Here is a 23,266-nt window from a genome sequence, read left to right as displayed (position 1 = left end):
CTTCATGATTTCAGCACCCAAACAGATCATTCCAGAACACGAAACCCATAAAGCCCAGGACCAGAATCAGCCCGACCCGGTAGGCCATCTCCATCATCCGTTCCGAGACCGGCCGCCGGATGACAGCCTCCACGCCGTAGAACAAGAGATGGCCGCCGTCGAGAGGGGGAATCGGCAGAAGGTTCAGAATTCCTATCCCGACTGACAGGAATGCCACAAGCTGCACCAGCCACTCGAAGCCAAGTTTTGCCGCTTGGCCGGACATTTTGGCGATCTTGATCGGGCCGCCCAACTGGCATTTGTCCTCGCGGCCGGCAACGAAGCGTTGCAGGAACTGGCCGGTGCGCTGAATGACGTGGCCGGTCTCCTCGACAGCCGCTCCTACCGCGCCGACGGGGCTGTATGTGATCAGCCGTGGCTGGCCGAGTTCGGTGTTGTTGGCGACGCCGATCACGGCCACCTTGACCTTGTTGCCCAGCGCATCCTCCTGCTCCATCAGCTCCGGTGTCGCGGTGACGGTCACCTCCTTTCCGTCGCGCAGCATGGTGAAGGTGATGGCGTCGCCGGAACGCCCGGAGACTAGGCGCTGGACGTCGGCGAAGGTCTCGATCTTGCTGCCGTCGACGCTGACGAATCGGTCGCCGGGCTTGATGCCGGCCCTGGCCGCCGGACTGTCGGCCCTGACTTCGGCCACTGTCGGCTCGAGCACGGGCCGGCCATAGACCGAAAACAGCACTGCAAAGACGGCAATCGTCAGCAGGAAATTGAACAGCGGCCCGGCCACTACCGTCGCCGCGCGCTTCCAGATCGGCTGGGTGTGGAAAGCGACCTCGCGTTCGGCATCACTCAGTGTTTCCATGTCCTCGGCGCTGGGTTGGCTCGATGTGGCATTCATGTCGCCGACGAATTTGACATAGCCGCCCAGCGGTATGGCGCTGAGTTTCCAGCGCGTGCCATGGCTGTCGTTGAAGCCGAAGAGTTCGGGCCCGAAGCCGATCGAAAAGGCCTTCACGCCGATGCCGCACCAGCGACCGATCAGGTAATGGCCCATTTCATGGACGAAGACGACCACGGTCAGCACGAACAGAAAAGGCACCAGCGTGCCGAGGACAAAGCCTTCCGTGCTGAAGACCGCGTGAAATATCTCGTTCAAGTCATGCCCTCAAATTCGCCCGCGGCGCAGATCGCGCCGTGACTGTGACATCAATCCAGGCGAATCCGTGGCGCAGCCCGTTCTTCGCCATGCAGTCGTGTCATTCAAGCCGGAAACAGCCCCTGTGCCGGATGGTCGGCGCTCGCCGAAATCCAGCCGATGACGTACAGGGCGAAAGCCGCCGCGACAAGCCCGTCCACCCTGTCCATGACACCGCCATGGCCTGGGATCAACGTACCGGAATCCTTGGCGCCGTGGCGGCGCTTGACCCAGGATTCGAAAAGATCGCCGGCCTGGGAGATGACCGACAGGGCCAGTGCAACACCGGCCAGCACACCGAGATTGCCGGCGCCTGCAGTGGCCGCCAGAAGCAGGCCCGCGATCACGCCGCCGACGGCACCGCCCAACGCTCCGCTCTGCGTCTTGCCCGGCGAAATCGACGGCGCCAGTTTCGGCCCACCGACGGCGCGGCCAACGAAGTAGGCAAAGATGTCAGTTGCCCAGACCACCGCAAACAAGAACAGGATCGCGACCAGGCCGGAACGGTCGCCATCGCGCAGCAGTGCCAGCGACAGGCCGGACAGCGCCGCATAGGCAATGCCGGCCGCATCCCATTGCGTGGCTCCGCGCACTTGTGCGCTGAGCGCCGTGACCACCACCAGTGCGGCGACAAGGGCAAGCAGCCAGGACGCCGGCAAGCCGGCAATCAGGGCGCCGACGAAAACCAGAAGCAGCGCTTCGGGCAGAAAGCCGAGGCCCGCGCCGGCGGACGGCCGCGACATGCGTGACCATTCATAAAAGATGGCGGCTGCGATGGCGGCGCAGAGCAGGCGAAACGGCAATCCGCCGAACCAGGTCAGGCCAAGGGTGATGACTGCCAGCACCAAGGCCGAGACGACCCGCAGCTGGAGGTTGCTCATTTGCCCGCCCGTCACGAAGCCACGTCTTGGGCGGCAAGGCCGCCAAAACGGCGTTCGCGGCTGGCGAAATCGCGCAGCGCGTCGGCCAGATGCTCGCGGCTGAAATCTGGCCAGTAGCAAGGCAGGAAGACCAGTTCGCTATAGGCAGCCTGCCATAGAAGGAAGTTCGACAGCCTGAGTTCGCCGCTGGTACGGATGACCAGTTCCGGATCAGGGATGCCTTCGGTATCGAGAGAACCGGCAAACATGTCGGCGGTGATCGCCTCGCTGTCGATTTCGCCTCGCGCGGCGGCGGCGGCGAGCTTGCGCGCCGCGCGCACGATCTCGTCGCGTCCGCCGTAGTTGAAGGCGATGATCAGCGTCAGCGCTTCATTGCCAGCGGTTAGCGATTCGGCTTCCTGGAGCAACCCCCTGATATCGGGCTGCAGCCCTGCCCTGTCGCCGACGATTCGCACCCGCACGCCATTCTGGTGCAGTTCGGCGAGGTCGCGACGGATGAACAGCTTCAAAAGACCCATCAGGTCGCTGACCTCAGATTTCGGCCGCGACCAGTTTTCCGACGAGAAGGCGTAGACGGTCAGGAAGGAGATGCCGAGGCCGGGAGCGGCGCGTACCGTCTTGCGCAGCGCCTCGACACCGGCGCGATGGCCGGCAAGCCGTGGCATGCCGCGCGCCTTGGCCCAGCGTCCGTTTCCGTCCATGATGATCGCGACATGCGCGGGGGTTGCCATTGTCTCGCTTTCGAGCCGGTGGAGGACCGACCCTAAACCTGCATGATTTCAGCTTCCTTATCGGAAAGCAGGTGGTCGATGGTGCTGATCATCTCGTCGGTCAGCTTCTGGACTTGATCGGAGCGCTTGCGATGATCGTCCTCGCTGATGTCGCCATCCTTTTCGGCCTTCTTCAAGAAATCCATGCCGTCGCGGCGGACATGACGCACAGCGACACGGGCGTTCTCGGCATAGCCATGCGAGATCTTGACCAGTTCCTTGCGGCGCTGCTCGTTGAGCTCAGGCAGCGGTATCCTCAGATTGGTTCCGTCGACGATCGGGTTGAAGCCGAGATTGGATTCGCGGATGGCGCGATCGACCGCGCCGACCATTGCCTTGTCCCAGACAGAAACCGAAATCATGCGCGGCTCCGGCACCGAAACGTTCGCCACCTGGTTGATCGGCATGCTGGTGCCATAGGCCTGGACCTGGATGGCGTCGAGCAGGTTGCTGGAGGCGCGGCCGGTGCGCAACGAAGCGAGATCATGCCGGAATGCGGCAATCGCCCCATCCATGCGCCGTTTGAGGTCGTCGAACTCACCACTCATCTTTATCTCCTCGACCCGTTAGCCGGGTTCACTGCTTGTGTTCGAGCCTTGTTTCGAAAAAGACTAGGTGTCCTGGTTCCGAAATCAGCTCTGGATCAATCGTCCGCAACGACCGTACAACGGCCGCTGCCCCTCAGAATATCGCCAAAACCACCTTTTTCGTGGATCGAATAGACGATTATCGGAATGTTGTTTTCGCGCGCAAGTGCAATCGCGGCCGTATCCATGATGGAAAGGCCCTTGTTGATGACTTCGGCATGGCTGATGCGCTCGAAGCGCGTCGCGTTCGGGTCTTTCTTGGGATCGGCCGAGTAGACGCCGTCGACCTGGGTGCCCTTGAACAGCGCATCGGCGCCGATTTCGGCGGCACGAAGGGCAGCGGCCGAATCGGTGGTGAAGAACGGGTTGCCGGTGCCGCCGGCAAAGATCACGACCTTGCCCTGGTTCATGTAGGCGGTCGCCTGGCGTTGCGAGAAGCTCTCGCAGAGCTCGGGCATGGCGATGGCCGACAGCACCACCGCGTCGACGCCGATCTTGTTCAGCGAGGTGCGCAGCGCCAGCGAGTTGATGACGGTGGCGAGCATGCCCATGTGGTCGCCGGTAACGCGGTCGCCGCCCTTGGAGGCGACCGCGACGCCGCGAAAGATGTTGCCGCCGCCGATGACCACGCCCACTTCGATGCCCAACGCACGGGCCTCTGCGATGTCTGCCGCGATGCGGTCGACAACCGAGACGTCGATGCCGAAATGCTGTTCGCCCATCAACGCTTCGCCCGACGCTTTCAGCAAGACACGTCGGTAGAGGGGCTTCACCGTCATCTGGTCCTCGTCATTTTGCGTGTGATGCGCCTGGGGGCTGGCCGCGCAAGCGCCGCGCTCCTAACACCGGCGCGATGCCGAGTTCCGATACACGAAGGGCGCCGCGATGTCACGCGGCGCCCTTTGGCAATTCACCGGCCGTCTCGCCGCAGCCGATCAGCTGCTTGTGATGCCGACAGCCTCGCCTTCGACGAGCACTGGCGGGGCATAGCCGGCAGGCTTGTCACCGGTGACCGCGCCACCGGTAACCCGGGCCTGTATCTCGGAACCGAAATACGAGTGGGGAAATGGCGTCGGAGAACTGCTGACCGAATCCAGCCTCTGGCGAAGGTCGGCGGGGATCGAGAAGTCCAACGCCCCGAGATTGTCCTGCAGCTGGCCGAGCTTCGTAGCCCCGAGAATGACGGAGGCGATGCCCGGCTGCGTGGCCACCCAGTTGAGCGCGACCTGAGGCATGCTGCGGCTGATTTCCGCGGCCACCTTTTCGAGCTCGGTGACGATCTTCCAGTTGCGCTCCGTGAATTTCTGGAACCCCGGATGGGTAGTGTTGCGGAAACCATCGAGCCGGCCGGCATGTCCGGCCTGCGCGAGACCGTATTTACCGCTGAGCAGGCCGCTGGCCAACGGGCTCCAGACCATGATGCCGGCGCCGTGACGCGTGCCAAAGGGTACGAATTCGTGCTCGATCGTGCGCTCGGCGAGCGAATATTCGAGCTGCAGGGCCGAAACCGGCTCGTAGCTGCGCAATTCGGCGATCGCTTGCGCCCGGCCCGCATACCATGCCGGCACGTCGGACAAACCGACATGGCGCACCTTGCCGGCGCGCACGAGATCGTCCAGCGTGCGCATGACCTCTTCGGCCGGCGTCAGCCTGTCCCAGACATGCAGAAGATAGAGGTCGATATAGTCGGTGCCTAGCCGTTTGAGCGACGCTTCTACCGCGCGCATGATGTTCTTGCGCCCGTTGCCGCCGGCGTTCGGATTGCCGGGCTCCGTGTTCATCGTGAACTTGGTGGCGATCACTGCCTTGTCGCGCAGTGCGCGCTCGGCCACGAATTCGCCGAGCCAGGTCTCGCTGGTGCCGCCGGTGTAAAGGTCGGCGGTATCGAAGAAATTGCCGCCGGCATCGACATAGGCGTCGAACATGGCACGGGCGGTCTCCCTGTCCGCCCCCCATCCCCATTCGGTTCCGAAGGTCATGGTGCCCAAAGCCAGCCGGCTCACCCGCAGACCGCTGTTGCCGAGGTTGTAGTAAGTCATCGTCATGATGTCGTTCCGATCCAGATCAAGGTTGATGACGCCGTTCAGTGGCCAGGGGTGGCTTTGACCCACGGGTTGCCACGCTCATGCGTCATCCGGAATGTGAAGCCATCCACTTTCCAGCCGTCATCCGAACGGGTCAGGTGGTGTTCGTAAGTGCCCCAGACTTCCCAGAGCGGGTCGCCATTGCCTTCCATCCGGTTCCAGGCGTAGCCGTTTGACGACACCGTGGCGCCGTTGCCGTCGATGGCGACCTGGTGGTTGGTGCGCAGGTGCAGGCTTGTCTTGCTGCCCTTCAGGTTCGCCGCCCAGGTCCCGATCAGGTCGTCGGAGGCAATGGTGGCCGGAGGCTGTCCGCTCAAGCTGCTGAAGTCGACCGTGACGCGCTCCGCGAAATAGCTGCGGGCGACCCGCCAGTCCTGCGCATCGACGGCGCGGTCGATGGCGTCAGCGATTCGAACAACGGCGCGCTCGTCGGCGAGTGCCCGCCATTCCGATGTCTCGGCCCCGCCGGCATCGATTGGCGCCAGCGCAATGCCTGCTGCGAAGGTGACGTGCTTCAACGCGTTCATGCCATTTCTCCCTTGTGCATCAGCCCGCCGCCGATGTGTGGACAATATGGGTCGGTGCGTTGGCATCGAGAAGATTGCATTGTTCGCAAGGACTATGCGATATTGTTCATGAATGGATCGGGATTTGCTCAGCCACCTGCCTGTCGTCGTCGCCGTCGCCCGGCGCGGCGGCTTCGCGCTTGCCGCGGCCGAACTCGGCATGAGCCCGTCGGCGGTCAGCCATGCCGTGCGGCTCGTCGAGGAGCGGATCGGTCAACCGCTGTTTGCGCGCACGACGCGCAGTGTCTCGCTGACCGAGGCCGGCAAGGCGCTGGTCGAGACGGCCGCCCCTGCGTTACAGGACATCGCCGAGAGGATGGATCGTATCCGCGGCATCAAGGGGCGCCCGGCAGGCCAACTCAGGATCAACGCCTCCAACATCGCGATCCCCCTGGCGGTGACGCCTGTGGTGACAGTGATGGCGGAACGCTATCCGGACGTGACGGTCGAAATAATCGCCGACCAGGGGCTCGTCGATATCGTCGGAGAAGGTTTCGACGCCGGCATCAGGCTCGGCGAGATGATCGCGCAGGACATGGTCACAGTCCGGCTTACGCAGCCGTTCAGCGCCGTCATGGTTGTCACTCCCGCCTATATCGGGCGGCATGGTCGTGCGCGCGATGTGGCCGATCTGGCGAACCACAATTGCATCGGCTACCGGCTTGTCCGCAGCGGTGCGCTCTATCGCTGGGATCTGGCGGAGGACGGCAAGGACGTGTCCGTGGAAACGCGCGGCACCGCAATCGTTACGGATTCGCTTGCCGCGATCGATCTCGCGCTTGCCGGAGTGGGGATCGCCTATGTCTTCGAGCCGCTGGTGCGAGACCACATCGCCGCCGGCCGCCTCGTACAAATCCTGCCGCAATCGGCGATAGAGGAGCCCGGCCTGTTCCTCTATTTCCCGCGCCGGGCGTCGATGGCGCCGAAGCTCAGGGCGTTCATCGACACCGCGCAAGAAATCGGCCGGGCATCCTCGCGGACGCCCGGCCGTGCTGCCTGAGCAGAGAAACCCGTCTTCGGGTTATTTCTTGACCGCCGCGGCGACTTCCGCCGCGAAATCGGTCTCTTCCTTCTCGATGCCTTCGCCGAGCGCGAAGCGCAGATAGGCCGTGATCTTGGCCGGCGCGCCGATCTCCTTCTCGGCATCCTTCAGTGCTTTCTCGACGGTGATGTCGGGATTGAGCACGAAGGCCTGCTTCAAGAGAACGACCTCCTCGTAGAACTTGCGCAAGCGGCCCTCGACCATCTTCTCGATGATCGCTTCCGGCTTGCCGGACTGGCGCGCCTGGTCGGAGAAGATCGCCTTTTCGCGCTCGACCGCGGCCGGATCGATCTGCTCGGCGGTCAGAGCCATCGGGTTGGTGGCGGCGACATGCATGGCGACCTGGCGAGCGAACGCATTGGCGGCATGCTCATTGCCCGTGGTTTCGATGGCAACCAGCACGCCGAGCTTGCCGAGATTTTCGGCGACCGCGTTGTGGACGTAGGTCGCGACAGCACCATGCTCGACAGCAAGCTTGGCCGAGCGGCGGAAGCTGATGTTCTCACCGATGGTGCCGACCGCGTCCTTGATGGTGTCGGTAACCGACTTGTCCGAACCCGGATACTTTGCGGCGGCGACAGCCTCTGTCGTGCCGTAAGCAAGCGCAACCTTGGCGATGTTGCGGACGAGTTCCTGGAACTGCTCGTTGCGGGCAACAAAGTCGGTCTCGGAATTAACCTCGACGATCGCGGCCTCGCGGACGCCGGAATCGACACCAATCAGGCCCTCGGCTGCGGTGCGGCCGGCCTTCTTGTCAGCCTTGGAAATGCCTTTCTTGCGCAGCCAGTCAACGGCCTCTTCCATGTTGCCGTTGGTCTCGGTCAACGCCGCCTTGCAGTCCATCATGCCCGCGCCGGTCAAGTCGCGGAGTTCTTTGACCTGTGCAGCCGAAATGCTCATTGTCGCCTCTTTGTTTCAAATGCGCCGACGCACCATCGATTCCCGATGATGCGCCCGACACCAGCGCTTAGCGCGCCAACATATTGGAAAGATGAAGGCCGGAACCGGCCTTCGCTATTAGGCTTCCGGGCTCTCGGCGGCCGGGGTCGGGTCAAGCACCGGCTCGACCGGAGCCTCGACCGAGGCGCCGATGTCGACACCGAGCGCGCCCTGCTGGCGAGCGATGCCGTCGATCGCAGCCTTGGCGATCAGGTCGCAATAGAGCTGGATGGCGCGGGCCGCGTCGTCGTTGCCGGGGATCGGGAAGTCGATCTTGTCCGGATCGCAGTTCGAATCGATGATGGCGACGACCGGAATGCCGAGGCGCTTGGCCTCGAGGATAGCGATCGCTTCCTTGTTGGTGTCGATGACGAACATCAGGTCCGGGGTCGAGCCCATGTCCTTGATGCCGCCCAGCGCCTTGTCGAGCTTCTCGCGCTCGCGGTCGAGGTTGAGGCGCTCCTTCTTGGTGAGGCCCTGGGCCTCGCCGGCCAGCAGTTCGTCGAGCTTACGCAGGCGCTGGATCGAATTCGAGATCGTCTTCCAGTTGGTCAGCATGCCGCCGAGCCAACGAGAATTGACGTAGTACTGCGCCGAACGCTGCGCGGCATCGGCAACGATGTCGGACGCCTGGCGCTTGGTGCCGACGAACAGCACACGGCCGCCCTTGGCGACGGTGTCGGACACCTGCTTCAGCGCCTGGTGCAGCAAAGGCACCGTCTGCGACAGGTCGATGATGTGGATGTTGTTGCGGGCGCCGTAGATGTAAGGCGCCATCTTCGGGTTCCAGCGGTGGGTCTGGTGGCCGAAGTGAATGCCAGCTTCCAAAAGCTGGCGCATGCTGAAATCAGGCAGAGCCATTCTTAGTTCCTTTCCGGTTAGCCTCCACGGACACAGGCATTTTTGGACTTATGTCCTTGAACGCCACCGGAGGTTTCAGCCGGATTTCTCCCGGGCAGACACCAAAGTCCGTGTGTGGAATGAGCGCGCATATAGAGGGGATGCGCGACAAACGCAAGCGCTACACCGTCTTGTGGCTCAGCGTGCGGCGATCAGCGCACCGGTGCCGATCATGGCGCTGCCGGCAAACCTGTTCATAAGGCGCATGCGGTTCGGCGTCCTGAACCAGCCGGATGCCCTGCCGGCCAATGCTGCATAGACACCCATGGTGACGATGTTGACGCTGATCACGACGGCAATCACCAGCACTCCGTCGGCGAAAGTCATCGTGTCGAGGTCGAGGATCAGCGGCATGATGGAGGCGTGGAACAGGATTGCTTTCGGATTACCCAGGGCGATGGACGCGCCGAGGAAAAACGATCGGGACAGCCTTGGCTGCGCCGCAGTCGGCCCATCGGTTTGCACTGCTGCCGACCGCCACATCCTGATGCCAAGAAACACCAGATAGGCGGCACCTGCATATTTCAAGGCGAGAAACACCCATTCGAAGGTCTGCGCTAGCGCCACAAGGCCGAGCAGCGCCAGGATCACCAGCACCGCGTCGCCGGCGGCGATGCCGACACCGGCCATGAAGGCGCGAACGAAGCCGCGCGAGACACCGCTGGTAATGACCGCAAACATCGCCGGACCGGGCGTGGCAGCCGCAAGCGTGATGGCGGCGCAGTAAGCCAGAAATGCCGTTAATGTCATGGCCGTCTCTTCCCGTTCGGCACTCGTACCCGCCGGAAGATCGCGACGATCTCCTCGCGGCTGCATTCGATGGCGCCGAGCCGCACCGCGCGGTCGCGCTCGAAGCCCGTTATGTCATAGTGCGGCGCCGATGTCCTGGGTGGTCCTTGATAGGATGAACGCTTGACGCCGAGCGAGGCCGCAAAGCGATGCAATTCATCGGTGTCGTCGGCCATCAGGTGGCACCAGCGGTGGCCGGCCCATTTCCAGATTGCCGCATCGACATAGACCGCCAAGACTCGCCGCACTCCCGATTTCGCTAAGGCAGCCATGGCATCAACCCGACTTCCAGCCTCAGCGATGATAGAAGGGATTCGGATAGGAAATGAAGCCGCCGCTTGCCTGGATACCGGCCACGACGCCGCTGATGGCTTCTTGCATACGCGAGCGCAATTCGTCGAGCGCCTCGTCGGCCGAGCTTTCATAGGCGTGCAAGCCCAGTGGTTCCGGCACGCGGATGTGGGCACAGCGCGGTCCGGCCGGCTGCGGAATGAAGCGGTTGAGCGTATCGCGCAGCCTGCCCTTGCAATAGTCGTTGCGGATGCGCTTCAGATGCTCGGCGATCTCCTCCTGCGTGACTTGTCGGACTGATTGCCGCCCAAGGCCCGACCCGCTGCAAGCGCTGGATCGTCTCGGTAAGCGCGCGGACCTTTTTCGATCTCTCGGCGTCGCTGGCGTTTTCGCGCAGCCAACGGCGTGACAGGCGCAGCAGCTCGGCGATGTCGCTGATGGTGGTGTCGGCCGAAATGACCGCGCCGAGCCGGTGGCGCAGATCGACCAGCAATGCCTTTTGCAGCACGTCGTACGGGAGCCGCCGGTCGGACACCATCCCCGAGGCGGCCACATCGCGAGTCAACAGTGTCGAATAGATATGGTGGACACGCTCCGGCAGCGTATCGGCAGAGCGGCGGTCGATCCCCAGCCTGCGCTCGACATAGGTGCATTCCTTTGCCAGCGCAGGCTCGACATTCCCGGTGAAAGCGAGCTTCCAGACCACCGGCGCGACCCAGACCTTGAAATCGGCAGCCGTGGCGCGGCCGCGCTTCAGCGCCTCGAGCCCCATCTCGATGGCGCCCGGAAGCAGCGGCGCGACGATATTGCCGTGCCAGCCGACGCTGCCTTCCGGATGCAGGAGCACGCCGTGTCCTTGCAGCGCCCACGCGACCGAGTGTTCCTTGGCAGCCTGGCTGTTGCCGGGGATCTGGGCGATTAGATTGTTAGCCAACCAGAATTTCTGCATCAGCCGGCCGAGCCCGTTGACGACACCGTGCGTGGCCCAGGACGCGGCGAGCGGGCTGACCTGCGAGACGATCTCTTTGTCGATCATCCAGTCTGTGAAGAACTCGGGATGGTTGGGCGTGATGAACGTTGCCTTGCCGGCGCCGCAGCAGGCTTTCAGCCGATCCCGGTCAACGTCTGGAAAATCGATATGGCGAACATTGGCGACACCGCGCAGTCCGGCCAGCCGGTTGAAGGGCAAGAGATCGCGAAACCCCGGCACGCCGCGCAGCATGACGATCCGGTTGAAGACCGTCATGACCCTGATCAGCGCCGGATTGGGCCTCGGCGCCACGAACACGTCTATCCTACTCAAGCTGCACTCCCCCCGAATATGCTTGAAGGGAAAGCTGGGGCCCGATTGCGGCGCGTTCAAGTCGATCGCCAGGTCGTGGTTAACTCAAGCGGGGTGGGGCTATTTCACCGGACAGGGCTTCGACTGGTCGAACAGGGAGAGGTTGACCAGTTTGCCGGTCATCGAGAACTCGCCATAGTCCATGGTGAGGTCGCGGGTGATGCCGTTCTCGTGCAGCTTGAAGCTGATCCGGTATTCCGGCACCTCTTCGCCGGTCTTGTCGGTGTCGTCGAAATAGGCGATGTCGACCGGCCAGTATTTGTCGCCGGCAAGCTTGGCCAGCGCCGGCGCTTCCGGGTCGGCCTTGTCGCCGTCGGCCTTCTTGCCGACGATGACGGTGGTGGTCATCACCTTGTTGGCGTCTTCCGAGCCGTCGAAAAGATTGGTTTCGTAGAAATTTTCACCCTTTTCGGCCTTGCCGATCAGTTCGACCAGATGCTGGGTTGGGAACTGCGTGGCGGCGAGCTCCAGGCTGTTCTTTTCGGGCTTGTCGATATCGACCTTTAGGCCCTTGGCCTCCTTCGTCGCGGTGCCCTTGACCTCCTTGTCGAGATTCTGGTCGACAAAGGATTTGGTGACGAAGGAGAAGGTCTTGCCCTCGGCATCCTCGAAGGTGGTCGTCTGCTGGTCAGTCAGCCTGGTGTTGTCGTTGGTGACGATCTGGGTGACGAAGCGGAACTTGACCGTATAGCCCTCACAGGGCGAACCGTTGAACTCATAGACCATGCGGCCCGATATGCCGGTGATTCCCGAGCGATCGGAGGCTTTGCTCAAGGTGAGATCGTAGACGGCGCGATGCGCCTGCAGGGCCGGCACGGCAAAGGCTGGAGCCATCGAGAAGAGCGTTGGCAGCAGGACGGCGTGGAAGGCAAGGCGCGTTGCGCGCATATGGTGCTCCAATCGTCGCGGCTGATGGCAGTGCCGCAGGGAAAGATGGTCCAGCTTAAAAAAAGTCATGGCGGAAGCGAGGCAAAAATAGCAATTTCGGCCCGGCCCGCGCGGCGTCGTCAAGCAATAGGGAAATACGATGAGTGAAACAATCGAAAAGCGGCTAAGCGATCTCGGCGTGACGATTCCCGTCGCTGCAGCGCCCGCCGCCAACTACGTACCCTATTGCCGAACCGGCAACATGCTGTTCACCGCCGGGCAATTGCCGCTCAAGGACGGCAAGCTGCAGGCGAGCGGCCTGCTTGGCCGCGACGTCGATACGGCGGCCGGCAAGGAGGGTGCAAAATACTGCGCGATCAACATTTTGGCGCAGGCCAAGGCGGCACTCGGCGATCTCGAGAAAATCCGCCGCGTGGTGAAGATCACCGTCTTCGTCGCATCGGCGCCGGATTTCGTCGAGCAGCATCTGGTCGCCAACGGCGCTTCCGACTTTTTGGTCGCGGTGCTCGGCGAGCGCGGCAAGCATGCGCGCTCGGCCGTCGGCACGGCCTCGCTGCCGCTTAATGCCGCAGTGGAAATCGAAGCGATCTTCGAAGTCGAATAGAGCAGGCGCAACATGACCGATCTTTCCTGGCTGACGGCCCGCCCTGTCGCGCACCGCGGCTTCCATGACATGAACAAGGCGCGTTGGGAAAACACGCTGTCGGCCTTCGCCGCCGCCGCCGAGCGCGGCTATGCGATCGAATGCGACGTCCACCTGTCGTCGGACCGTACCCCCGTCGTCATCCATGACGGCGACCTCAAGCGGCTGACCGGCCAGGACGGTATCGTCTGGCAGCGCACGGCCGCCGAGCTGACGACGCTCAAGGTCGGCGGCACATCGGACCACGTGCCGACGCTGCAGCAGGCGCTCGATCTGGTCGACGGCCGCGTGCCGCTGGTCGTCGAACTGAAGGGCGTTCCCGGTCACGACCAAGGCCTGGTGGAGAGCGTCGGCAAGATGCTCAGGCGCTACAGGGGCAAAGCCGCGATCATGTCGTTCGACCACTGGCTGATCCGCGACTTTCCGAAACACGCGGCCGGCATCCCCGGCGGACTGACAGCCTATGGCAAGGACAACCAGCTGATCGAAGCGCATTTCTCGATGCTGGCGCATGACATCGCCTTCACCTCTTATGCCGCAGGCGACCTGCCGAACCCGTTCGTCAGTTTCGTGCGCGAGCGGCTGAAAATGCCTGTCATCACCTGGACCGTGCATGACCAGCCGGCGGTGGACCTTACCTTCAGATACGCCGACCAGATGACATTCGAGGGTTTTGAACCCGATCTCGTAAAGGTGGCGTGATCCAGGCTTGCGCGGCCCCATAGGGAGCTTAAATAAGCCTCATGGATCAGGGTGACGAAGGCGATGGGCAAACGGCGAATGCGGAGTTTTCGATCCGTGTCGCCGCCGGCATCGGCGCCTTCACCTGCGATGAGTGGGATGGCTTTGCGGGCACCACGCGCGGCGATGCAGGCAATGGCTACAACCCGCTCGTTTCATACGCTTTTCTGAGCGCACTTGAGGAGTCCGGCTGCGCCGCGCGGCGCACCGGTTGGCAAGGCCATCATCTCAGACTGGAGACCGCGCAAGGCAGGCTGCTTGGCGCCGTGCCCTGCTATCTGAAGTCGCACAGCCAGGGCGAGTATGTCTTCGACCATGGCTGGTCGGATGCTTTCGAGCGCGCCGGCGGTCGCTACTACCCCAAGCTGCAAAGTGCTGTGCCGTTCACGCCGGTGACCGGCCCTCGTCTGCTGGTCGGCAAGGGTGAAGACGAAGACACGGTGAAGGCCGGTCTTGCCGCGGGTCTCAAGATGGTGACCGACAAGCTCGGCGTGTCCTCCGCCCATGTCACTTTCGCCACGGAGAGCGACGTCGTGACGCTGGAGGCCGCAGGCTTCCTGCATCGCACCGACCAGCAGTTCCATTTCTTCAATGAAGGCTTTTCGACCTATGACGACTTTCTCGCCACGCTTGCCTCGCGCAAGCGCAAGGCGATGAAGAAGGAAAGGCGCGAGGCGCTTGCCGACGGCATCTCGATCGACTGGCTGACCGGCAAGGACCTGACCGAAAAGGCCTGGGACGACTTCTTTGCCTTCTACATGGATACCGGCAGCAGGAAATGGGGCCGGCCGTACCTCAACCGCGCATTCTTCTCGATGATCGGCGAGCGGATGGCCGACGACATCCTGCTGGTCATGGCCAAACGCAATGGACGCTACATTGCCGGCGCCATCAACTTCATCGGCTCCGATGCGCTCTACGGGCGCAACTGGGGCTGCATCGAGGACCACCCGTTCCTGCATTTCGAGGTCTGCTACCACCAGGCGATCGACTTCGCCATCGCGCGCAAGCTGAAGGTGGTCGAGGCCGGCGCGCAAGGCGAGCACAAGCTGGCGCGCGGCTACCGCCCGGTGACCATGCATTCGGCGCACTACATCGCGCACCCGGGCCTGCGCAACGCGGTGGCCGACTATCTCAGGCGGGAACGCCGCGAAGTCGAGCGCATGGGCGAATATCTCGAAGACCACACGCCGTTCCGCAAGGACCTCCAGGAATAGCAATGCTTGCTAGATGAGGCGGCATGATCGACCTCGTCCGACTGCCTTGCCCTGTCAAACAGGCTTCGGTACACGAGGCGGTACAGCATGATCTGGAGCGCTCGCCATGGCTGAAGCCACCTACGATCCCAACAACATCTTCGCCAAGATCCTGCGCGGCGAAATTCCTTCGCACCGCGTCTATGAAGATGCCGCCGTCGTCGCCTTCATGGATGTGATGCCGCAAGGGACGGGTCATACGCTGGTGGTGCCCAAGGCGCCGTCGCGCAATCTGCTCGACGCCGATGCGGCTACATTCGGTCCGCTCCTTGCGGTTGTGCAGAAGGTTGCGCTGGCGGTCAAAAAAGCCTTCGCCGCCGATGGCGTCACAATCCTGCAGTTCAACGAACCGGCATCGGGACAGAGCGTCTACCACCTGCATGTCCATGTCATTCCGCGCTTCGAAGGCATCCCGTTGAAGCCGCACTCCGGACAGATGGAGAAGCCGGAGGTGCTGGTGGAGAACGCCGGCAAGATCCGGGCGGCGCTGGGAATCTGAGCCGGCCGCGACCGAAGTTCAGCCAGCTGGCGATTGCGCCAGTCTCTGAAAGGCAGTCAGCTGCGTGCCCAGCTGTTGCAGGATTGCCTGTGCGCACTGCGCCGGGCTGAGCTGCGACGTATCGACCTCCAGATCGTAGAGGCCTGGCTTGTGGACCGCCTCCTGCCAGAGCCGGACCGGCAGCGGTGCCGGATCGTCACGCGATGCCGCCACATAGCCCTCCGCGGACGTCCGCGCGCGCCTTTCGAGGATCACCTCGATCGGGCAGCGAACACCGACGAAAAGCGCCGGCAGGCCGGCGAGCCGCCGGGCGCAATCGGCAAGGATGTTGAGTGGCTTCGAATAGGCGTCGTGATGACCGACATCGGCGACGACATTTAGCCCCGACCGACTGTGGGCGGCAATCGATTCGTAGAGCGCGGCGTAGAATTGGGGTAGGCACTTTTCGAGATCGGGACGCTCTCCGCCGGGACGCAGGCCGATGCCGGGACGATAGCTTGGCGACGTGATCCGTGCGTAAACGTCGACGCCCAGATTCATCCAGGCGCCGTCGAACGTCTCCTGGATCACCTGGACAATGCTCGATTTTCCCGATCGCGGCGCGCCGTTCAGAACGATGATTTGCCCGAGTTCCACGTGGTATCCTCCTACCAACGAAAAAAGCCCCGTTTCCGGGGCTTTTTGACCATTAGACTCGGAGGCTTGTCAGCCCTTGCGCGGCAGTTGCGGCACCAGGCTGCGCTTGCCGCCGTCCTTGCCCTTCGGCTCCGGCTTCTGCGCCACCACCTTTTTCGCGGCCGGCTTCTTCGCCACGGTCTTGCGTACCTTCGGCGCCTCGTCCGGCTCCTCCTTCTTGGGCTTCACCGGCGCTTCGTCGGCCAGCGATTCGAGCTTCAGGCCGGTCTCGCCGGTTTCCTTCTTCTCGACGGTGACGCGCACCGTGCCGCCCTTCTTCAGCTTGCCAAACAGCACCTCGTCGGCCAGCGGCTTCTTGATGTGCTCCTGGATGACGCGGCCGAGCGGACGTGCGCCCATGCGCTCGTCATAGCCCTTGTCGGCCAGCCAGGCGATCGCGTCCGGCGACAGGTCGAAGGTGACGCCACGCTCGGACAGCTGGGCTTCCAGCTGCATGACGAACTTCTGCACCACCTGATGGATGACCGGTATCGGCAGCGAGCCGAACGGGATGATCGCATCGAGACGGTTGCGGAACTCCGGCGTGAACAGCCGGTTGATTGCCTCGACATCGTCGCCTTCGCGCTTGGTCGAACCGAAACCGATCGCCGCGCGCTGCGCATCGGATGCGCCCGCATTGGTGGTCATGATCAGGATGACATTGCGGAAGTCGATCTGCTTGCCGTTATGGTCTGTCAGCTTGCCGTGGTCCATGACCTGCAACAGGATGTTGAACAGGTCCGGATGCGCCTTCTCGACCTCGTCGAGCAGCAGCACGCAGTGCGGATGCTGGTCGACGCCGTCGGTCAGCAGGCCGCCCTGGTCGAAGCCGACATAGCCGGGAGGCGCGCCGATCAGCCGCGAGACAGTGTGGCGCTCCATATATTCCGACATGTCGAAGCGGATCAGCTCGACGCCGAGCGAGGCGGCAAGCTGCTTGGCGACTTCGGTCTTGCCGACGCCGGTCGGGCCTGAGAACAGGTAAGAGCCGATCGGCTTTTCCGGTTCACGCAGGCCGGCACGCGCCAGCTTAATCGCCGAGGTCAGTGCGGTGATCGCTGTGTCCTGGCCGTAGACGACGCGCTTCAGCTCGATGTCGAGGCCTTGCAGCACCTTCTCGTCGTCGGCCGAAACCGTCTTCGGCGGGATGCGCGCCATGGTGGCGATCGTCGCTTCGATCTCCTTGATGCCGATGGTCTTCTTGCGCTTGGCCTCCGGCACCAGCATCTGCGAGGCGCCGGTTTCGTCGATCACGTCGATCGCCTTGTCCGGCAGCTTGCGGTCGTTGATGTAGCGCGCCGACAGCTCGACCGAGGCCTTGATCGCCTCGCTCGTGTAGCGGACCTTGTGGAACTCCTCGAAATAGGGTTTGAGGCCCTTCATGATCTCGATGGCGTCCTCGATGGTCGGCTCGTTGACGTCGATCTTTTGGAAGCGCCGCACCAGCGCGCGGTCCTTCTCGAAGAACTGGCGGAACTCCTTGTAGGTGGTCGAGCCGATGCAGCGGATGGCGCCGGTCGACAGCGCTGGCTTCAGAAGGTTCGATGCATCCATGGCGCCGCCCGACGTCGCCCCTGCCCCGATCACGGTGTGGATCTCGTCGATGAACAGCACGGCGCCAGGATAATCCTCGAGCTCCTTGACGACCTGCTTCAGCCGCTCCTCAAAGTCGCCGCGATAGCGGGTGCCGGCGAGCAGCGTGCCCATGTCGAGCGCGAAGATGGTGGCGTTGTGCAGCACTTCCGGCACATCGCCTTCGACGATGCGCTTGGCCAGCCCTTCGGCGATCGCCGTCTTGCCGACGCCAGGATCACCGACATAGAGCGGATTGTTCTTGGAACGGCGGCACAGCACCTGGATGGTGCGGTTGATCTCGCTCTCGCGGCCGATAAGCGGGTCGATCTTGCCGGCCTTGGCCTTGTTGTTGAGGTTGACGCAATAGGCCGTCAGTGCGTCCTGCTGCTGCTTCTTCTTGCCGTTCTCCTCCTGCGGCTCGGCGCCGTTCGGGCCGCCCTGCTCGTCATCGGCGCCGCGTGGGGTGCGGCTCTCCGAGGCGCCCGGGCGCTTGGCGATGCCGTGCGAGATGTAGTTGACCGCGTCGTAGCGGGTCATCTGCTGTTCCTGCAGGAAATAGGCTGCGTGGCTCTCGCGCTCGGCGAAGATGGCGACGAGCACGTTGGCGCCGGATACTTCCTCGCGGCCGGACGACTGCACGTGGATGACGGCGCGCTGGATGACGCGCTGGAAACCGGCGGTCGGCTTGGAGTCTTCGTCGTAGCCAGTGACGAGGTTGTCGAGCTCGGTGTCGATGTAGGTGAGAACGGTGTGCTTCAGCTCGTCGAGATCGACGTTGCAGGCGCGCATGACGGCGGCCGCCTCGGTGTCGTCGATCAGCGCGAGCAGCAGGTGTTCGAGCGTTGCATATTCATGGTGCCGCTCATTGGCGAGCGTCAGCGCCTGGTGAAGCGCCTTTTCCAGGCCTTGGGAGAAAGCCGGCATGTTACCTCACTTCTTCTCCATCACGCATTGCAGCGGATGCTGATTCTGTCGTGCAAAATCCATGACCTGGGACACTTTGGTCTCGGCCACCTCGAATGTATAGACCCCGCACTCGCCCACTCCATGATTGTGAACATGAAGCATGATGCGTGTGGCGGCTTCGCGGTCCTTCTGGAAAAAACGCTCCAGGACGTGAACCACAAACTCCATGGGCGTGTAGTCGTCGTTGAGGATGAGGACCCGGTAAAGGCTGGGCTTCTTGGTCTTGGTTTTAGTGCGCGTGATGACGGCAGTGCCGCGACCGGCCTCGTTGCCGTCACCGTCACTTTGCATCCGCACCACGCCTGCCGTGGCAGTCAAACCGATCGTCACGTAGTCCTGCCTCTTTCGAATCCCCATGCGAGTTCGACATGTAGGTGTTCGATGGACGATTTTAAGCCCTTCTGGTTAGCTGACAATATGGCTAGGTGGGCAAACTTGAGCGATTTTGAAAATCGTGAGGCCCCGGAATTGAACCGGGCATGAAAAAACCCGGCCGCGCATCCGCGACCGGGTCTGTCCTGCAGGGCCGCAGGCCGTTTTTCAGTGCCGTCGGGCGAAATTACTTCGCCTTGGCGACGATCGATTCGAACGGCTTGTAGGCTTCCTTGGCGAGCTCCGCATAGAGGTCGCCGATCTTGGTGGCTTCGGCGACGAAGCTCTCGTAGCTCTGCTTGGCGTAGTCGGACTGGATCTCGATCGCCTTGTCCAGCGACTTGGCCGAAAACAGCTTCTCGAACGCGGCGCTGCCGGCTTCGAAGCTCTTCTTGGTGTACTCGCCAGCCTCGGTGGCGATCGCCTGCGCACCCTTCGAGAGGGAAGCGAAGCTCTTCAATCCGGTGTCGGCAAACTCTTTGCCGTATTTGCTGAAGTCCTCATAGGTCTGGGTCATTTCACGTTTCCCTTTGGTTGAAACGCCCTTTAGCCCCGGGCGCCCTTGTGCAATGCACGATGAATATATTGTGCGCTGCACAAAAGTCAAGTTTTTGCCTGTTTTGCAGGCGCCGCTGCGCCGGCAATGGCTAAGATTCGAATAAAGGGAGGCTCAAACGCCAAGAAAATGGTGAACGCGGCGGTTACCATAAACGGATTGGTAACGCCGACCGCGGTAGTTTGGCCGGAAGCGAGGCAGGTCCCTTTGCCGCCTCCAAGGCAATGAAATTCAAGGGAAGTATCAGTGCGTCAGGCGTGGTCGGGCTTCGTCTCCAAATCCTCAATCTCTCTCAAGGCGATCATGATCGTCGCTTTGGCGATGGCGGTCGTCGTCGGTGACGCCGCCTCGTCGATGGCGGCCAAGTCGGCAGCCATCGTCGTCGATGCCAAGACCGGCAAGGTGCTCTATTCGTCCGACGCGAACGGCCGGCGCTACCCCGCCTCGCTGACCAAGATGATGACGCTCTATCTGACCTTCGAGGCACTGGCCAAAGGTCGGATCAGCAAGAACACGCCTGTGCCGTTTTCGGCCCGTGCCGCGGCCGAGCCGCCGACCAAGCTGGGTGTGAAAGCCGGCCGCGCGGTTTCGGTGGAGACGGCAATCCTGTCGATGGTGACCAAGTCGGCCAATGATTCGGCGACCGCGCTCGGCGAACTGCTTGGCGGAAGCGAGTCCGATTTCGCCCGCATGATGACGGCCAAGGCGCGCGCGCTCGGCATGAACGGCACTGTCTTCCGCAACGCCAACGGCCTGCCGGATCCCGGCCAGTTCACCACCGCCCACGACATGGCGATGCTTGGCATAGCGCTCAGGGAGCACTTCCCCCAGTATTACGGCTATTTCTCGCAGCGCTCCTTCCTCTATGGCCGCCAGCGTATCAACGGTCACAATCGACTGCTCGGCCGCATCAAGGGCGTCGACGGCATCAAGACCGGTTACACCCGCGCCTCCGGTTTCAACCTCGTCTCGTCGGTTTCCGATGGCAACCGCCGCCTCGTCGCCGTCGTCATGGGGGGGAGCTCGGGCCGCAGCCGTGATAACCAGATGGCCGGGCTGATCAACGCCTATATGCCAAGGGCGTCGACCCGTGGCGGCGGCGCCCTGGTCGCCAAGGCCGGCGGCGACAGTCCGATCCGCGCGCTGACCAAGGTGTTCCTGCCGAAGCACGATGCGCCGACTCCGGATGAAAAGCCGGCGGTCGAAGAGGATGCTACGGTTGCCTCGGCGGACGAGACCGCGCCGGTCGTTGAAGAGACCGCGCCTGTCGTCCAGATCAAGAAGGTCAAGACTGTCGCCGTCGCAGCCGCGACCGAGGTTCCCGCGCCGCAAGTCGCCGCCTATGCCGAGCCGGCGCCCGCGCCAGCGGTCGACCCGGTCAACACTGCCTCGGTGCCGTCGGGCTGGGCGATCCAGGTCGCCTCCTCGCCAAAGCAGTCCGAAGCCCAGGCCTTCCTCGACAAGACGAGCAAGCAGGCGCCCAAGGTCCTGGCCGATGCGGCCGGCTTCACTGTCGCCTTCGACAAGGACGGGGTGACCTACTACCGCGCCAGGTTCGGCGGCTTCGGTTCAAAGAATGCCGCCTGGAACGCCTGCAGTGCTTTGAAGAAGAAGAAAATCGCGTGCTACGCCGTCCAACAGTAGGACGGTGCTGGATTCTCCCGGGAAATTTTTGCGTCGAAGGAGACTAATTGTGGTTGGAGAGCAAGACGTCCTTGGCTTCATTGATGCGCGCCGCAAGGAACGACGTGCCACCGATATCGGGGTGCAGGCGCTGCATCAGGCGGCGGTGCGCCTTGCGGACATCCGCCGCGGCGGCCCCCGCTTCAAGACCAAGGATCTTGTAGGCCTCCTCCTTAGTCATGGCGCCCGCACCTGGCGCAACACCCAGCCCTTCGCCACCGTCCGGCTCAGCGTTTTTGCGCCAGACGGGAAACCTGCTGTCAAGATACGTCTCTAGCAACTGGCGGCTCTCGGGATCGCCCGGGAGTTCGCGGTAGAGCTGCTGCAATTCTGCCAGCCCCATCGCGCCAAGCATCTTGCCTTCGTGGCGCCCGGCCAGCACGAGGCCTTCCAGCCCGCCGGTGTGGTGATCGAGCTCCATCTCCAGCGCCGCGGTGCGCACCGTCGAACGCTTTGCCGCCGCCGGTTTCGATGTCCGCCGCCCCATCCGCATCGAACCATACCAGGCGGCCGCCCCAACCAGCATCATGCCGCCGATGCCGCCGCGGCCCGCGACAAGGACGGCCGCGCCGGCCAGTGCCAGAAGAACCGGCCCCAGCGTCTTCAAACCATCCGCAACCTTTGCTGGATCGGCGCGCACGAAAATCGACGCGACGCCAAAAAGCACCAGAACCAGTGCAACAAGTGCGATGATTGCGCCCATCAGCTCCCGCTGCCCCGCAAATGCTCGATCAACAGCCGGTCTCCCGGACTGCCTCTGGCTTCCAGCGCCTTCAGCCCACCTGTCGCGAACATCGCGACCGCCGAAAGCAGTCCTGCCAGGGTCGCGGCGGCCCGCCGATCAAATCGGAACCAAGCCCCTTTGGACAGCCGCGCAATTTCCTTGAACGCCTTTTCTGCGCCGGAATCATGACCTTCCTGGAAGACGAAGACCGGAACGCCATGCAGACCGAGGCTGGCGGCCTTGTCGGCCAGATCGTCGGGGTTTTCTTCCATCGCATCGCCGATATAGACAAGGGCATTGACCTTGGCCTTCGCGGTCTCCTTCAGCGCATGGGCGAGCACCTTGCCGATCTGGGTGTTGCCGCTACGGCATTCGATGCCGATCATCAGCTGCTTTAAGGCATTGGTGTCGGTGACGAAAGCGGACGAGCGGCATTCTCCAAGCCCGCGGAAATAGACCAGTTGGACGCTGAGGCTGCCGACCTTTCCGACCGCATCGAACATCTCGCCCTGCAGCGCATTCGCCAGATCCCAGGTCGGCTGCCGGCTCATCGTCGCGTCGAGGGAGAGGATCAGCCGGCCTGCACCAGTCGCGGACTCGGCAAGGGTCTTCGCCTGACGGATGAAGGCATCGATCTCGCCGGCGCTTGATTGAGGTTTGACCGGCGCAGTATCGGCCTTTGCGGGCACGGGCTGCTTGTTGTCGCTCATGAGATCAAGATGTGGCGCGATGGCAGCGCTTGCAAGTCCCATCACAGGCGACATGAAGGGCCAGCACGGCCGGGTAGGAGAAGCAGTTCCAGGATGGCTGACTAAAGCAGGCCGAGTTCGGCCAGTTCGAGCCGCAGTTTCGGCGGCATCTCGGCAATCGCGGCCTTGCCCTTGCCGAGATCGGCGGGCGCATCGGACGGCTTCAGGTAGCGCCAGCCCTGGAAAGCGCGGCGCGGCTGCCAGTCGGTGCGCACGACTTGCAGGTCGAGCATGAGATGGCAGCGGCCGATGCCTTCGTCGTCGGTGAACGGCCGGATCTCGGTGATCAGCTGCCGGCACTGAACATTGCCCTTTATCACCCAGTAGAGCGAGCCGCCGTCGGTGACCTCGTCGCCGCGCGTCGGCACCATGCGGGTAGTATGCCAGTGATCCGCCGGCTCCCCGGCGCGGCGGCGCTCATCGAGACGAAAGGCGATCCACTCTTCCAGATCTTCGACGCTGTCGCAGCCGACGCAAAGTTTTAGGAGATTGAGAGCCATCGCCTAAGGTTAGTGTCACAGGCGAATGCGTCAACGGCCCTGCCCGACTTCTCCAC

Annotated in this window: 27 protein-coding genes; 6 read left to right on the top strand and 21 right to left on the bottom strand. The window is 62.9% G+C overall.

Going from position 1 to position 23,266, the window contains the following annotated elements:
- Positions 1-10: 10 nt before the first annotated feature.
- From rseP to D3227_RS20855, 7 genes are all read right to left on the bottom strand, one after another.
- Positions 11-1,153 (bottom strand): RIP metalloprotease RseP, encoded by a 1,143-nt coding sequence (gene rseP / locus D3227_RS20885; RefSeq protein WP_120016197.1) that lies wholly within the window; start codon positions 1,151-1,153, stop codon positions 11-13.
- Between the two features lie 104 nt (positions 1,154-1,257).
- A complete protein-coding gene (locus D3227_RS20880) occupies positions 1,258-2,073 on the bottom strand; it encodes a phosphatidate cytidylyltransferase (RefSeq protein WP_120016196.1) in 816 nt (271 codons plus the stop codon).
- Between the two features lie 11 nt (positions 2,074-2,084).
- Positions 2,085-2,804 carry an isoprenyl transferase gene (locus D3227_RS20875; RefSeq protein ID WP_120016195.1) on the bottom strand — a complete coding sequence of 240 codons (720 nt, stop codon included), beginning with the start codon at positions 2,802-2,804 and terminating at the stop codon, positions 2,085-2,087.
- A gap of 32 nt (positions 2,805-2,836) precedes the next feature.
- Positions 2,837-3,391 carry a ribosome recycling factor gene (gene frr / locus D3227_RS20870; RefSeq protein WP_120016194.1) on the bottom strand — a complete coding sequence of 185 codons (555 nt, stop codon included), beginning with the start codon at positions 3,389-3,391 and terminating at the stop codon, positions 2,837-2,839.
- A gap of 95 nt (positions 3,392-3,486) precedes the next feature.
- Positions 3,487-4,209 carry a UMP kinase gene (gene pyrH / locus D3227_RS20865; protein ID WP_120016193.1) on the bottom strand — a complete coding sequence of 241 codons (723 nt, stop codon included), beginning with the start codon at positions 4,207-4,209 and terminating at the stop codon, positions 3,487-3,489.
- Between the two features lie 156 nt (positions 4,210-4,365).
- Positions 4,366-5,475, bottom strand: a complete 1,110-nt coding sequence (locus D3227_RS20860) for an aldo/keto reductase (RefSeq protein ID WP_120016265.1) — start codon at positions 5,473-5,475, stop codon at positions 4,366-4,368.
- A 38-nt stretch (positions 5,476-5,513) separates the two neighbouring features.
- Positions 5,514-6,041, bottom strand: coding sequence for a nuclear transport factor 2 family protein (locus tag D3227_RS20855; protein ID WP_120016192.1), 528 nt, complete (start codon positions 6,039-6,041; stop codon positions 5,514-5,516).
- A gap of 112 nt (positions 6,042-6,153) precedes the next feature.
- Between D3227_RS20855 and D3227_RS20850 the strand changes: the two genes are divergently transcribed.
- On the top strand, positions 6,154-7,080 hold the full coding sequence (locus tag D3227_RS20850) for a LysR family transcriptional regulator (protein WP_120016191.1): 927 nt from the start codon (positions 6,154-6,156) through the stop codon (positions 7,078-7,080).
- 21 nt (positions 7,081-7,101) lie between these two features.
- Here the strand turns inward: D3227_RS20850 and tsf are convergent, their stop codons facing one another.
- The 7 genes from tsf to D3227_RS20820 form a co-directional block, all read right to left on the bottom strand.
- On the bottom strand, positions 7,102-8,022 hold the full coding sequence (gene tsf / locus D3227_RS20845) for a translation elongation factor Ts (protein ID WP_120016190.1): 921 nt from the start codon (positions 8,020-8,022) through the stop codon (positions 7,102-7,104).
- Between the two features lie 117 nt (positions 8,023-8,139).
- On the bottom strand, positions 8,140-8,922 hold the full coding sequence (rpsB, locus tag D3227_RS20840) for a 30S ribosomal protein S2 (RefSeq protein WP_120016189.1): 783 nt from the start codon (positions 8,920-8,922) through the stop codon (positions 8,140-8,142).
- A gap of 177 nt (positions 8,923-9,099) precedes the next feature.
- Positions 9,100-9,711 (bottom strand): LysE family translocator, encoded by a 612-nt coding sequence (locus D3227_RS20835; protein WP_120016188.1) that lies wholly within the window; start codon positions 9,709-9,711, stop codon positions 9,100-9,102.
- On the bottom strand, positions 9,708-9,986 hold the full coding sequence (locus D3227_RS20830) for a DUF4031 domain-containing protein (protein ID WP_120016187.1): 279 nt from the start codon (positions 9,984-9,986) through the stop codon (positions 9,708-9,710). Before D3227_RS20830 ends, D3227_RS20835 begins: the two co-directional genes overlap by 4 nt.
- A 58-nt stretch (positions 9,987-10,044) precedes the next feature.
- On the bottom strand, positions 10,045-10,185 hold the full coding sequence (locus D3227_RS42775) for a hypothetical protein (protein WP_245451818.1): 141 nt from the start codon (positions 10,183-10,185) through the stop codon (positions 10,045-10,047).
- Positions 10,172-11,344 (bottom strand): lysophospholipid acyltransferase family protein, encoded by a 1,173-nt coding sequence (locus tag D3227_RS20825; RefSeq protein ID WP_245451817.1) that lies wholly within the window; start codon positions 11,342-11,344, stop codon positions 10,172-10,174. Before D3227_RS20825 ends, D3227_RS42775 begins: the two co-directional genes overlap by 14 nt.
- A gap of 99 nt (positions 11,345-11,443) precedes the next feature.
- Positions 11,444-12,271: a cell envelope integrity EipB family protein gene (locus D3227_RS20820; RefSeq protein ID WP_120016186.1), complete on the bottom strand. Its 828-nt coding sequence runs from the start codon at positions 12,269-12,271 to the stop codon at positions 11,444-11,446.
- A gap of 139 nt (positions 12,272-12,410) precedes the next feature.
- On the opposite strand from D3227_RS20820, the gene D3227_RS20815 reads away from it, so the two are divergent.
- From D3227_RS20815 to D3227_RS20800, 4 genes are all read left to right on the top strand, one after another.
- Positions 12,411-12,875 carry a RidA family protein gene (locus tag D3227_RS20815; protein WP_120016185.1) on the top strand — a complete coding sequence of 155 codons (465 nt, stop codon included), beginning with the start codon at positions 12,411-12,413 and terminating at the stop codon, positions 12,873-12,875.
- 12 nt (positions 12,876-12,887) lie between these two features.
- Positions 12,888-13,616 carry a glycerophosphodiester phosphodiesterase gene (locus D3227_RS20810; RefSeq protein WP_120016184.1) on the top strand — a complete coding sequence of 243 codons (729 nt, stop codon included), beginning with the start codon at positions 12,888-12,890 and terminating at the stop codon, positions 13,614-13,616.
- A gap of 41 nt (positions 13,617-13,657) precedes the next feature.
- On the top strand, positions 13,658-14,872 hold the full coding sequence (locus D3227_RS20805) for a GNAT family N-acetyltransferase (RefSeq protein WP_120016183.1): 1,215 nt from the start codon (positions 13,658-13,660) through the stop codon (positions 14,870-14,872).
- A gap of 106 nt (positions 14,873-14,978) precedes the next feature.
- Positions 14,979-15,410, top strand: coding sequence for an HIT family protein (locus D3227_RS20800; protein WP_120016182.1), 432 nt, complete (start codon positions 14,979-14,981; stop codon positions 15,408-15,410).
- An 18-nt stretch (positions 15,411-15,428) separates the two neighbouring features.
- Here the strand turns inward: D3227_RS20800 and D3227_RS20795 are convergent, their stop codons facing one another.
- From D3227_RS20795 to D3227_RS20780, 4 genes are all read right to left on the bottom strand, one after another.
- Positions 15,429-16,046, bottom strand: coding sequence for a chloramphenicol phosphotransferase CPT family protein (locus D3227_RS20795; protein ID WP_120016181.1), 618 nt, complete (start codon positions 16,044-16,046; stop codon positions 15,429-15,431).
- A 69-nt stretch (positions 16,047-16,115) separates the two neighbouring features.
- The gene (gene clpA / locus D3227_RS20790) at positions 16,116-18,584 is read right to left on the bottom strand and encodes an ATP-dependent Clp protease ATP-binding subunit ClpA (RefSeq protein WP_120016180.1); all 2,469 of its coding nucleotides are present in this window, start codon (positions 18,582-18,584) and stop codon (positions 16,116-16,118) included.
- Positions 18,585-18,590: 6 nt separating this feature from the next.
- A complete protein-coding gene (gene clpS, locus D3227_RS20785; protein ID WP_023671012.1) occupies positions 18,591-18,917 on the bottom strand; it encodes an ATP-dependent Clp protease adapter ClpS in 327 nt (108 codons plus the stop codon).
- 268 nt (positions 18,918-19,185) lie between these two features.
- A complete protein-coding gene (locus D3227_RS20780) occupies positions 19,186-19,515 on the bottom strand; it encodes a phasin family protein (RefSeq protein ID WP_006205150.1) in 330 nt (109 codons plus the stop codon).
- A 285-nt stretch (positions 19,516-19,800) separates the two neighbouring features.
- Here D3227_RS20780 and D3227_RS20775 point away from each other — a divergent pair, with 285 nt between their 5' ends.
- Positions 19,801-21,198, top strand: coding sequence for a D-alanyl-D-alanine carboxypeptidase (locus D3227_RS20775; protein WP_120016179.1), 1,398 nt, complete (start codon positions 19,801-19,803; stop codon positions 21,196-21,198).
- Between the two features lie 43 nt (positions 21,199-21,241).
- Here D3227_RS20775 and D3227_RS20770 read toward each other — a convergent pair whose 3' ends face one another.
- The 3 genes from D3227_RS20770 to D3227_RS20760 form a co-directional block, all read right to left on the bottom strand.
- The gene (locus D3227_RS20770; RefSeq protein ID WP_120016178.1) at positions 21,242-21,940 is read right to left on the bottom strand and encodes a DnaJ domain-containing protein; all 699 of its coding nucleotides are present in this window, start codon (positions 21,938-21,940) and stop codon (positions 21,242-21,244) included.
- Complete coding sequence (locus D3227_RS20765; protein ID WP_120016264.1) at positions 21,940-22,671, bottom strand: vWA domain-containing protein; 732 nt, start codon at positions 22,669-22,671, stop codon at positions 21,940-21,942. The genes D3227_RS20770 and D3227_RS20765 overlap by 1 nt, the downstream gene beginning before the upstream one ends.
- 101 nt (positions 22,672-22,772) lie before the next feature.
- Positions 22,773-23,210 (bottom strand): DUF1489 family protein, encoded by a 438-nt coding sequence (locus D3227_RS20760; protein ID WP_120016177.1) that lies wholly within the window; start codon positions 23,208-23,210, stop codon positions 22,773-22,775.
- Between the last annotated feature and the right edge of the window lie 56 nt (positions 23,211-23,266).

Origin of the sequence: Mesorhizobium waimense, from assembly GCF_003601975.1 — a bacterium.
In the GTDB taxonomy this organism is placed as follows: Bacteria; Pseudomonadota; Alphaproteobacteria; order Rhizobiales; family Rhizobiaceae; genus Mesorhizobium; species Mesorhizobium waimense.
This window is presented reverse-complemented; position numbering and strand designations above follow the sequence as displayed.